Raw genomic sequence first — 11,020 nt, 5'->3', positions numbered from 1 at the left:
CGCGCGGGCACGTCCCACGCAAGTGAGCCACCACGCGCCGGTGGCCCCACGAGCAGATGCCCCCACCCGCAGGCGTCTCCGCCCGCTGCCGCCCCCTACGCCACGAACGCCCGGGGCTGTTCGTTGCCCGTGCCCGCGCCCGACTCCACCAGCCGGGCCGCGGCCGCCAGACGGGACGCCGCCTCCTCGGCGACCGGGCCGCCGACGGTGAACGGCAGCCGCACGTACCCCTCGAAGGCGCCGTCGACACCGAACCGCGGTCCCGAGGGGACCCGTACGCCGACCCGCTCACCGACCTCCGCGAGCCGCGAGCCGGAGAGGCCGCCCGTGCGGACCCAGAGCGTCAGGCCGCCGGCCGGGACGTCGAACTCCCACTCCGGCAGCTGCGCCCGCACGGCGGAGACCAGCGCGTCCCGGTTCTCGCGCGCCTGCGTACGGCGGATGGTGACCGCCTGCTCCCAGCCGCCCGTCCGCATCAGCCAGTTGACGCCCAGCTGCTCCAGGACGGGCGTCCCGAGGTCCGCATAGGCCCGGGCCGCCACCAGGGAACGGATCACGTCGGGGGCGGCCCGGACCCAGCCGATCCGCATGCCGGCCCAGAACGCCTTGCTCGCGGAGCCGACCGTGAGCACGGTCGCGCCCGCCGGGTCGAAGGCACAGACCGGCCGGGGCATCTCGTGGGGCTCGTCCAGATACAGCTCGGACATCGTCTCGTCGACGACGAGCACCGTGCCCGCCGAGCGGGCCGCGTCCACGAGCTGCCGCCGCTGGTCCTCGTCGGCCAGCGCGCCGGTCGGGTTGTGGAAGTCGGCCACGACGTACGCGAGGCGGGGGGCCGCGTCCCGCAGCACCTGGCGCCAGCGGTTGAGGTCCCAGCCCGCGAGCCCCTCGGCCATGGCCACCGGCACCAGCCGGGCGCCCGCCTCCCGCATGAGCTGGAGGATGTTGGCGTACGACGGCGACTCGACCGCGATCCGCTCGCCGCGCCCGGCGAAGAGGTGGCAGATGGCGTCGATCGCACCCATCGCGCCGGTGGTGACCATGATCTGCTCGGGCATGGTCGGGATGCCGCGCTCGGTGTACCGGTCGGCGAGCATCTGCCGCAGCGCGGGCAGCCCCGCCGGGTAGTCGCCGTGGGTGTGGGCGTACGGCGCCAGTTCCTCCAGAGCGCCCTGGACGCTCCGCGTGAGCCAGGGCTCGGGCGCGGGCAGCGCCGCGCAGCCGAGGTCGATCATCGAGCCGAGCGACTCCGGCGGCAGCGGCTCGAGGCCGCGCGCGGGCAGCGGATTCCCGGCCGGTACGGCGGTCCAGCTGCCGGCTCCGCGCCGGGACTCCAGGAAGCCCTCCGCGCGCAGCGCCTCGTACGCGGCCGCCACCGTCGTACGGCTCACGGTCAGCGCGACCGCGAGTTCCCGCTCGGCGGGCAGCCGGGCCGCGACCGGCACCCGGCCCTCCAGGACGAGGAGGCGGATCCCGTCGGCCAGCGCGCGGTAGGCGGGCGGCTTGCGTGTGCCCGGCCCGGCCGGACGGGGCTGCTGCGCCTGGAGCTGTCGAGCGAGCTGAGCCGGCCCGACGGCCGAGGTCCACTGAGCCATGGAATTCAGTCCACCTTCCTCGAATTGGCCATGGTTGGCATCCGATCTCCCGCCACAGAGTGACATGAGTCAGTCCACCACCACCACACAGGGGGCACCACTTGTCCATCGCCTCCGGCCTCCGCGGCCGGCTCACCGGCCGTCATGTGCCCCGCCGGCTCGCGCAGCTGTACATCGGACTCGCGCTGTACGGGATCAGCTCGGCGCTCCTGGTGCGCGGCGGCCTCGGCCTGGAGCCCTGGGGCGTCCTCCATCAGGGCCTGGCCGAGCGGACCGGACTGACCATCGGCGTCGTCTCGATCATCGTCGGGGCGGCTGTGCTGCTGCTCTGGATCCCGATCCGGCAGCGGCCCGGCCTCGGCACCGTCTCGAACGTCTTCGTCATCGGCGTCGCCATGGACGGGACCCTCGCCCTCGTCCCGGAGATCGACGGGCTCGTCGCGCGGATCGCCCTGCTCGTCCTCGGCATCGTCATCAACGGGGCGGCGACCGGGCTGTACATCGCCGCCCGCTTCGGGCCGGGGCCGCGCGACGGTCTGATGACCGGACTGCACCGGCTCACCGGCCGTTCGATCCGTCTGGTGCGCACGGCGATCGAGATCGCCGTCGTCGCCACCGGCTTCCTGCTCGGCGGCTCGGTCGGCGCCGGCACGGTCCTCTACGCCCTGGCCATCGGCCCGCTCGCGCAGTTCTTCCTGCGCCGCTTCGCCATCCCCGAGCAGGACACGAGCAGCACCGTGGTCGCCTCCGGGACACCGAAACAGGCCATACTGCGGCCGTGACTCGCGTACGCCACCCCTACCTGGACCATCCGTCCCCCATCCCGTTCGCCCATCGCGGCGGTACGGCGGACGGCCTCGAGAACACCGCGGCGGCGTTCCGCCGGGCCGCGGCGGCCGGATACCGCTACTTCGAGACCGATGTGCACACCACCGCGGACGGTGCGCTGGTCGCCTTCCACGACTCGACGCTCGACCGGGTGACGGACACCGCCGGGCGGATCCGCGACCTCCCGTGGGACGCCGTCCGCGAGGCGCGCGTGGCCGGGAAGGAGCCGTTGCCGCTCTTCGAGGAGCTGCTCGAGGAGTTTCCCGAGGCACGCTGGAACGTGGACCTCAAGGCCGAGTCCTCCCTGGTCCCGCTGGTCGACCTGATCCGCAGGACCGGGGCGTGGGACCGGATCTGCGTCGGCTCCTTCACCGAGAGCAGGGTGGCCCGGGCGCAGCGCCTGGCCGGACCCCGGCTCGCGACCTCCTACGGCGTCAAGGGCGTCGCCGCCCTGCGCCTGCGCTCCCTCGGCATCCCGGCGGCGCTGCGCGCGGGCGCGGTGGCCGCACAGGTCCCGGAGCGCCAGGGCGGCATCACGGTGGTGGACCGCCGTTTCGTGCGCGAGGCCCATGCCAGGGGGCTCCAGGTCCACGTGTGGACGGTCAACGAAGCGGAGCGGATGAACTCTCTCCTCGACCTGGGAGTGGATGGCATCATGACCGATCATCTGGAGACGCTGCGCGCAGTGCTGACCGACCGGGGCGTGTGGGTCTGAGCGCGCGCATCCCACCACGGGGACGAACGAGGGGGCCGCGGTCTTGACTGCCGACACCACCGAGCCGGAGCGGCCCACCGCCGATCCGGCCGAACGCAGACGCGAGCAGCGCGGCTGGTACTTCTACGACTTCGCCTGCTCGGTGTACTCGACGAGCGTGGTCACGGTCTTCCTCGGCCCCTATCTGACGGCGGTGGCCGAGTCGGCGGCCGACGGGGACGGCTTCGTCCACCCGCTGGGCATACCGGTGCGGGCGGGCTCACTGTTCGCGTACGCCGTCTCGGCCTCGATCCTGCTCGCGGTCGTGGTGATGCCGCTGGTGGGCGCGGTGGCGGACCGTACGGGCCGCAAGAAGCCGTTGCTGGCCGCCGCCGCGTACACCGGCGCGGCCGCCACCCTGGGCATGTTCTTCCTGAGCGGCGACCGCTATCTGCTGGGCGCGTTCCTGCTCATCGTGGCGAACGCCTCGCTCGCGGTCTCGATGGTGCTCTACAACGCCTATCTACCGCAGATCGCCGAGCCGGACGAGCGGGACGCGGTCTCCTCGCGCGGCTGGGCGTTCGGCTACACCTCGGGGGCGCTCGTCCTCGTCCTCAATCTCGTCCTCTACTCGGGCCACGAGTCCTTCGGGCTCTCCGAGGGAGCGGCGGTGCGGATCTGTCTCGCCTCGGCCGGACTCTGGTGGGGCGCCTTCACCCTCGTGCCGCTGCGGCGGCTGCGCGACCGGCACGTCCAGCCGCAGGGCGAGGGAACGGTCGGCGGGGGCTGGCGGCAGCTGGTGGCGACGCTGAAGGACATGCGCCGGTATCCCCTGACGCTGTCGTTCCTCCTGGCCTACCTCGTCTACAACGACGGGGTGCAGACCGTGATCTCCCAGGCGTCGATCTACGGCTCCAAGGAACTGGGGCTCGACCAGACGACGCTGATCACCGCGGTGCTGCTGGTCCAGGTGCTCGCGGTCGCGGGCGCCCTCGGCATGGGGCGGCTGGCTCGCTCGTACGGCGCCAAGCGCACGATCCTGGGCTCGCTGGCGATCTGGACGCTGATCCTGGGCGCGGGGTACTTCCTGCCGGCCGGCGCGCCGGTGGCGTTCTTCTGTCTGGCGGCGGCGATCGGTCTGGTGCTCGGCGGGAGCCAGGCGCTGTCGCGGTCGCTGTTCTCCCACCTCGTCCCGCGCGGCAAGGAGGCGGAGTACTTCTCGGCCTACGAGATGAGCGACCGCGGCCTGAGCTGGCTGGGCCCACTGGTGTTCGGGCTCGCGTATCAGCTGACCGGGAGCTACCGAGATGCCATCATCTCTCTGGTGATCTTCTTCGCGGCCGGTTTCGTTCTGCTCGCGCGGGTACCGGTACGGCGTGCCGTGGCCGCCGCGGGCAACCCGGTTCCGGAGCGGATTTAGACGCGGCAGTGAAAGGCCGGTAGTGTACGCCTTTGGCCTGCCAGGCGGACCGTTACTGCGTGCTGCTTCGGTGAAGACGCTGGGTGACATCTGCTCTCAGATGTGACAAACCGGGCACTGGTGGGTAGAACAAGGGGCGGCACGACGGGCGACGCATGACCCGGAACGGGAATCTTTACCGCCGACCGGACGTTGACCGGATGACGACGACAGCGACACCTGTCCTGTGGGCGACAAGCCCGGGAGGCACGATTCATGAGTGAGCGAGCTCTTCGCGGCACGCGCCTCGTGGTGACCAGCTACGAGACCGACCGCGGCATCGATCTGGCCCCGCGCCAGGCCGTGGAGTACGCATGCGAGAAGGGCCATCGTTTTGAGATGCCCTTCTCGGTGGAAGCGGAAATTCCGCCGGAGTGGGAGTGCAAGGTCTGCGGCAGCCAGGCACTCCTGGTGGACGGGGACGGCCCCGAGGAGAAGAAGGGCAAGCCGGCGCGAACGCACTGGGACATGCTCATGGAGCGGCGCACCCGCGAGGAGCTGGAGGAGGTCCTGGCCGAGAGGCTGGCGGTCCTTCGTTCCGGCGCCATGAACATCGCCGTGCATCCGCGCGACAGCCGGAAGTCCGCCTGACGGACGGCACGGCCCGAGCAACGCCGCGGGGCCCGGTACACCTTGTGTGTACCGGGCCCCGCGGCGTTTTTCCGTCGTGCACGTCCCCGCGTCGTACGTTCCGCGCCGCACGCGTCCGCGCAGTAACACCCCCGCGACCCGCAGGACAGCTGCGGGCCGCGGGGACGTAGAGCGCGTCACGGTGTCAGCGGAGGACGGGGTTCCCGAGCCCGCTGGGGGCCCTGGGGGGCGTCGTCGCGGATGACCTGACCCTGTACGACCTTTCCGTCGGGCCGGTGGATCCGGGCCTGCTGGAAGGCGTCCTGGAGGCTGCCCGGCGGAGCGGCGCTCATCCTGCGCTCGGCGACCTTGTCGGCGTACCTGCCGAGGAGGGAGCGGACCGGCGGCACGAGCAGCAGCAGACCGGCCACGTCCGAGATCAGGCCGGGGATCATCAGGAGCAGACCGCCGAGCATCAGGAAGCCGTTGCGGTCGCCCGCGCCGGCGCGCTCGGCACCGGTCGGCGGGACCCCGGTCTGCGCGGCCGCCTGGGCCTGCTGGAAGGTCTCGGTGAGGTTCCTGAAGGCGCGACGGCCGGCCCGCTTGATCACCACGGCGCCGAGAACGGCTCCGCCGACCAGCAGGCCGAAGACGGCGAGCCCGCCCACGACGTCCGCCACCGCGATGAGCAGCCAGATCTCGAGGACCAGCCAGGCGGCGAGAGCCAGGGGGAGAAACGTACGCGCGCGTGAGCGCTTGGGGGCGAGGGAAGGCGTGGCGCCGGTCGTCATGTCCCCCAGTGTGCCTGGCCGGTCGCAGGAACGTCGTAAAGGGGAGATCAGCCCCGACCCGGCGGTGCTCAGCCCGCGGACTTGCGGCCGAGCAGCTTGCCGACCTTGTTCGCACGGGCCGTCAGGCCCCAGCCGGTGACCCGCCACAGGGCCTCGACGACGATGTTGCGGCTCATCTTCGAGTCGCCGATCTCGCGCTCCACGAAGGTGATCGGGACCTCGACGACATGGAAGCCGGCGGCGACGGCCCGACGGGCCAGGTCGACCTGGAAGCAGTAGCCGGCCGAGGCCACGTCCTCCAGGCCCAGGCCCTCCAGGGTCTCCTTGCGGAAGGCCCGGTAGCCGCCGGTGACGTCGCGGATCGGGACGTCGAGCATGACGCGCGAGTAGAGGCTGCCACCGCGGGAGATGAACTCGCGGGACTTGGGCCAGTTCACGATGCGGCCGCCGGGGACCCAGCGCGAGCCGAGCACGAGGTCGGCGCCCTTGAGGGCGGTCAGCAGCCGGGGCAGCTCCTCGGGCTGGTGCGAGCCGTCGGCGTCCATCTCGACGAGGACGCCGTAGCCGTGCTCGATGCCCCAGCGGAAGCCGGCGAGGTACGCGGCGCCGAGCCCCTCCTTGCCCTTGCGGTGCAGGACGTGGACGTGGTCGTCCTCGGCGGCGATCTCGTCGGCGAACTTGCCCGTGCCGTCGGGGCTGTTGTCGTCGGCGACGAGGATGTGCGCCTCCGGTACGGCCGCCCGTACGCGCGAGACGATCGGCTTGATGTTCTCCGCCTCGTTGTAGGTCGGAATGATCACCAAGGCTCTGCCGAGCGGGCCGTAACGCCTCTGGCCACCGTCGTTCACTGCTGCCCCTTCGGATACATACGCGAACCCCCACCATAGCGAGCCCCGCGCGCGACTCCGTCGCGGCGGGGCTGATTGTGGGCGGGACGTCGCGCGGGACGCCACGCGCGGCGTGCGGATCGGGGCCCGGCGCCCTTCGGGCCGACCTGGAACCCGCTGGCTGCGGGTCGACCGAGAGCCGTTGTCTACTGAACGTCCGGGCCCCACCCGGGTCGCACCTTCCGCCGGGAAAAACCTTCCCTCGCCCCCGAGGCACGGGCGCTGAACCTGAGGTTTGGAACCGGTCGGACGTCCTGTGGTGGACGCGGGAGAACCTACCCGCCCCTGGAGGCTCGCTGTCAACACCCGTTTGACCTGCGGAGATGACCGATACTGCCAGGTCAGTGGGGAGGGTCCGCAGTTCGTCGACGAGCCGGTTGATCATCGATCGGCGGTACGGAACGTCCCTGCGTCACCCGTTCAGCCGGTCGAAGACCGTTTGTCCGAACACCACCGTGCGCAGACAGACCGGAAGGTCGCCGCCGGGTGTCAGATCGGGCAGACCGGGCGTTCCGGAGCGGGGGTCGGTCGACCAGCGGGCCACCCGGTCGTCCGGGGCCTGGACGACCAGTTCCTCGGCGCGCCAGATCGCGTAGTCGGCCGGGGCGCCGGGGACGAGCGTGCCGGCGTCGTCGCGCCCGACGGCCCGCCAGCCGCCCCGTGTGTGGGCGGTGAAGGCGGCACGGACGGAGATCCGGTGCTCGGGGGTGCGGTGGAAGGCGGCGGCGCGGACGGTGCCCCAGGGGTCCAGCGGGGTCACCGGGCTGTCCGAGCCGAAGGCCAGCGGGACGCCGGCACGGAGCAGGGCGGCGTACGGGTTGAGGGTGCGGGCGCGCTCGGCGCCGAGGCGGTCGGCGTACATGCCGCCCTCACCGCCCCAGGCCGCGTCGAAGGCAGGCTGGACCGAGGCGGTCAGCCCGAGTTCGGCGAAGGCGGCGATCGTCTCGGGGGTGAGCATCTCGGCGTGCTCGACGCGATGGCGCGCGGCGCGGATCCGGGCGAGGCCGAGCTTCTCCGAGGCGGCCCGGACGCCGTCGGTCACGGCCGTCACGGCCGCGTCGCCGATGGCGTGGAAGCCGGCCTGGAGGCCCGCCTCGGTGGCGGCGACGACATGGGCGGCGACGGTGGCGGCGTCGAGGTGGGAGACGCCGTGGTGCGCGGCGTCCGCGTACGTGTCGTGGAGGCAGGCCGTGTGGGAGCCGAGCGAGCCGTCGGCGAAGAGGTCGCCGGCCGCGCCGACGGCGCCGAGGGCGCGGGCCCGGTCGACGTCGAGGTCGGCCCAGTATCCGACGACGCGGGGACCGGCCTCCTCGCGGGCGAGGTCGAGCAGGCCGGTGAAGTCGTCCTCGGAGGAGATCTCCGGTCCGCCGCACTCGTGCAGGGTGCCGATACCGAGGGAGGCGGCGTGCCGGCGGGCCTCGCGCTGGGCCTCGGTGCGCTGCAGGGGCGAGAGGGCCGCGTAGGCGGCGGCGCGGACGGCGTGGTGGGCGTCACCGGTCAGCGGCTCGCCGTCGCGGAAGCCGGTGAGGTCGCGGATGCCGGGGACGAGGTCGAGCAGGGCCGTGGTGACCACGGCGGAGTGGACGTCGACGCGCGTCAGGTAGAGCGGCCGGCCGCCGGTCAGTGCGTCGAGTTCGTCGCGGCGCGGGGCCCGGCGCTCGGGCCAGCGAGCGGCGTCCCAGCCGTGCCCGATGAGGATGCGGTCGTCGGGACGGGCGGCGGCGTGGCCGCGGATCAGCTCCGCCGCCTCGGCGAGCGAGGCGGCGGAGGTCAGGTCGAGGCCGGTCAGAGCGAGACCGGTCGCCGTGGTGTGGACGTGGGCGTCGACGAACGCGGGGGTGACGAGCGCGCCTTCGAGGTCGACGACCTCGTCCACGCCGGAGGCGAAGGCGTCGGCCGCCCCCTCGGAGCCCACCCAGGCGACGTGTCCCCGTTCGACCACCATGGCGGTGGCGAACGGGTCGGCGGGGCTGTGGACGTCTCCACCGCGCAGCAGGACGGTGCGGTGCTCGCTGTCGATACGGGTCTCGCTCATGGTGACCAGGCTAGATGCGCGGCGGCCTGGCTTCGTACGGGGTCGACAGGACGACCGTGGTGCGGCTGGAGACGCCCGCCTGGGTACGGATGCGGGTGAGCAGGTGCTCCAGCTCCAGCGGGGTCGCGACGCGCACCTTGAGGATGTAGTTCTCGTCGCCCGCGACGCTGTGGCAGGCCTCGATCTCCGGGATGTCGGCGAGCCGGTCCGGGGTGTCGTCGGGCGCACTCGGGTCGAAGGGTTTGACCGAGATGAAGGCGGTCAACGGCAGCCCGACGGCCTCCGGGTCGACGACGGCGGCGTAGCCGCGGATGACCCCACGCTGCTCCAGACGGCGGACGCGCTGATGTACGGCCGAGGTGGACAGGCCGGTGGCCTTGCCCAGGTCGGTGTAGCTCATGCGCCCGTCTCTGACGAGCAACTCGACGATCTGACGATCCAGCTCCTCCATGCGGTCAACCTATTGCCCCGGGAGACCATCGGCACAGCCGGGGGCCCTGTCGCTATAGACGTCTATGGGCACCCGCGAGGCACCTGCGAGGGGCATGTGACGAACGCCACAGGTTTGTGGGCAGCTCGATCGAGACCTCACGGTTATGCGGGTGGCCGTATGGGAATTGCTTGCTGTGGTCGAGGCCATACGTACTTCGGTCGACCCACCCGAGGGGGAGATTCACCATGCAGGAGCCTGTCGATTCGGTCGAGACGACCGACGAGCTCGACGCCTACGACACCTTCGAGATGTACCGGGTGATCTGCCCGGACTGCGTCCAGCCGATCGCGCTGCTCGCGGACGAGGACGTACTGCCGGAGCACGCGCTGTGCCCGACGCCGTGGAACCCGTTCGTGCTGACGGTCTGCCCCGGCACCGGCCGCGCCGCGTCCGACGCGCGCCCCGCGGACGAGACGCTGGAGGTCCAGGAGCAGGACACCGCGCTCCTGCTGACGCTGCCTCAGGGTCTCGACTGGCGGACGCAGCCCTTCTCGCACGTCGGCGGTCCGGGCTCGCGTCCGATCAGGGTGCCGCAGATGCGGCGCGCGGCGTAACGACACCTACCAGTAGCTTCCCCGCACCATCGCCGCGAGCGTGGCGTGGTGCAGGATCAGGCTGTCCGGATTCTCCGGCACCTGCACCTCTCCGAAGTGCGCCTGGCGGTACGCGACCCTGAGCATCACGATCGCGTGCCGCAGCGCCGCGTAGAGGGTGTGGAACTCCATGGCGCGCGGCACGTGACCGGTGAGGGCCGCGTACCGCCGTTCGACGGCGTCGCGGCGGAGGAACCCGGGCAGCCCCGGCTGACCGAAACCGACGGTCAGGTCCTGGAAGAAGCGGTGCAGGTAGACGGTCCAGCCGAGGTCGACCTCGCGCGGGGCGTAGCCGGCCATCTCCCAGTCGAGCACCGCCGCGGGCTCGAATCCGTCGTAGACGATGTTCCCGATGCGCGCGTCGCCCCAGTTCAGGACGGCGGGGCCTTCGTCGGCGGGCCAGTGCGCGTCCAGCCAGTCGAAGGCCGACTCGATCAGCGGGGACGGTGCGAGTCCCTTCACCACCCAGGCGTAGTAGGCGCGTTGGGCGTCGACATGGCGCCGCAGCGGGGTTCCCGTGCCCTCGGGGAGCAGGAACTCCGCCTCCTTCGCCGGGAACTGGTCGTGCAGCCTGGCCAGGACGGAGACGGACTCGGCCTCCAGCCGGGCCCGTTCGGCGTCGGTGGCGGAGTGCAGCCAGTTCCCCTCGTACGTATAGGGCATCACGTCCGGCGGGACGCGGCCCTCGGCGCGGGCCATCACGAAGAAGGGCGCGCCGAGGGGAGCCGGGTCGCTCTCCAGCCAGAGGACGCGCGGGACCGGGATGTCCGTGTGCTCCCCGACCAGGCGCATCACCCGGTGCTGCCGCTCCATGTCGTACACCGGGAAGATCGTGTACGCGGCGGGGTCGGCGGCCAGCCGGAGCGCGCAGCCCCGCACCGGGGTTCCGGGGTGCTCGATGTCGAAGAGCAGGGTCTCGCTGGACATGCCGTTGGATCCGGGCACGGCGAGTCCGGTGACCCGTGCGCCCGGAAGGTGGCGGTCGAGCCAGCCGGTGAGCCGGCGGCCGAGCTCCTCGGGGTCACGGGTGGTGGTGCGCGGGCGGGGGGCGGTCGCCATGGTCTCTCTCCTCTAT

11 protein-coding genes are annotated in these 11,020 nt (G+C 72.1%); 5 read left to right on the top strand and 6 right to left on the bottom strand.

The genetic code is table 11. The annotated features are described in order from the left end of the window. Positions 1-95: 95 nt before the first annotated feature. Positions 96-1,595 carry a PLP-dependent aminotransferase family protein gene (locus ACF1G2_RS21565; RefSeq protein ID WP_391799801.1) on the bottom strand — a complete coding sequence of 500 codons (1,500 nt, stop codon included), beginning with the start codon at positions 1,593-1,595 and terminating at the stop codon, positions 96-98. A gap of 101 nt (positions 1,596-1,696) precedes the next feature. Here ACF1G2_RS21565 and ACF1G2_RS21560 point away from each other — a divergent pair, with 101 nt between their 5' ends. The 4 genes from ACF1G2_RS21560 to ACF1G2_RS21545 all read left to right on the top strand — a co-directional run bounded on the left by ACF1G2_RS21560 (position 1,697) and on the right by ACF1G2_RS21545 (position 5,167). After that, positions 1,697-2,377, top strand: coding sequence for a YitT family protein (locus ACF1G2_RS21560; protein WP_391799800.1), 681 nt, complete (start codon positions 1,697-1,699; stop codon positions 2,375-2,377). Continuing rightward, positions 2,374-3,138: a glycerophosphodiester phosphodiesterase family protein gene (locus ACF1G2_RS21555; RefSeq protein ID WP_391799799.1), complete on the top strand. Its 765-nt coding sequence runs from the start codon at positions 2,374-2,376 to the stop codon at positions 3,136-3,138. Before ACF1G2_RS21560 ends, ACF1G2_RS21555 begins: the two co-directional genes overlap by 4 nt. 43 nt (positions 3,139-3,181) lie before the next feature. After that, positions 3,182-4,537, top strand: a complete 1,356-nt coding sequence (locus tag ACF1G2_RS21550) for an MFS transporter (protein WP_391799798.1) — start codon at positions 3,182-3,184, stop codon at positions 4,535-4,537. Between the two features lie 255 nt (positions 4,538-4,792). Further along, on the top strand, positions 4,793-5,167 hold the full coding sequence (locus ACF1G2_RS21545) for an RNA polymerase-binding protein RbpA (RefSeq protein WP_026278069.1): 375 nt from the start codon (positions 4,793-4,795) through the stop codon (positions 5,165-5,167). A 176-nt stretch (positions 5,168-5,343) separates the two neighbouring features. Here ACF1G2_RS21545 and fxsA read toward each other — a convergent pair whose 3' ends face one another. From fxsA to ACF1G2_RS21525, 4 genes are all read right to left on the bottom strand, one after another. Further along, on the bottom strand, positions 5,344-5,937 hold the full coding sequence (gene fxsA / locus ACF1G2_RS21540; protein ID WP_391799797.1) for an FxsA family membrane protein: 594 nt from the start codon (positions 5,935-5,937) through the stop codon (positions 5,344-5,346). 68 nt (positions 5,938-6,005) lie between these two features. Further along, positions 6,006-6,785 (bottom strand): polyprenol monophosphomannose synthase, encoded by a 780-nt coding sequence (locus ACF1G2_RS21535; protein WP_383225840.1) that lies wholly within the window; start codon positions 6,783-6,785, stop codon positions 6,006-6,008. 451 nt (positions 6,786-7,236) lie between these two features. Further along, entirely contained in the window at positions 7,237-8,859 is a 1,623-nt protein-coding gene (locus ACF1G2_RS21530) for an amidohydrolase (RefSeq protein ID WP_391799796.1), read from the bottom strand. A 10-nt stretch (positions 8,860-8,869) separates the two neighbouring features. Next, positions 8,870-9,310 carry an Lrp/AsnC family transcriptional regulator gene (locus ACF1G2_RS21525; RefSeq protein ID WP_260231077.1) on the bottom strand — a complete coding sequence of 147 codons (441 nt, stop codon included), beginning with the start codon at positions 9,308-9,310 and terminating at the stop codon, positions 8,870-8,872. Positions 9,311-9,537: 227 nt separating this feature from the next. Between ACF1G2_RS21525 and ACF1G2_RS21520 the strand changes: the two genes are divergently transcribed. Further along, a complete protein-coding gene (locus tag ACF1G2_RS21520) occupies positions 9,538-9,906 on the top strand; it encodes a hypothetical protein (protein ID WP_260231079.1) in 369 nt (122 codons plus the stop codon). A 6-nt stretch (positions 9,907-9,912) separates the two neighbouring features. Here the strand turns inward: ACF1G2_RS21520 and ACF1G2_RS21515 are convergent, their stop codons facing one another. Further along, positions 9,913-11,004 (bottom strand): phosphotransferase family protein, encoded by a 1,092-nt coding sequence (locus tag ACF1G2_RS21515; RefSeq protein ID WP_391799795.1) that lies wholly within the window; start codon positions 11,002-11,004, stop codon positions 9,913-9,915. Positions 11,005-11,020: the final 16 nt, after the last annotated feature.

This window comes from Streptomyces sp. NPDC013457, from assembly GCF_043089925.1.
GTDB lineage: Bacteria > Actinomycetota > Actinomycetes > Streptomycetales > Streptomycetaceae > Streptomyces.
Note: the sequence above shows the minus strand (reverse complement) of the source record. Positions and strands in the feature narration are given on the sequence as shown.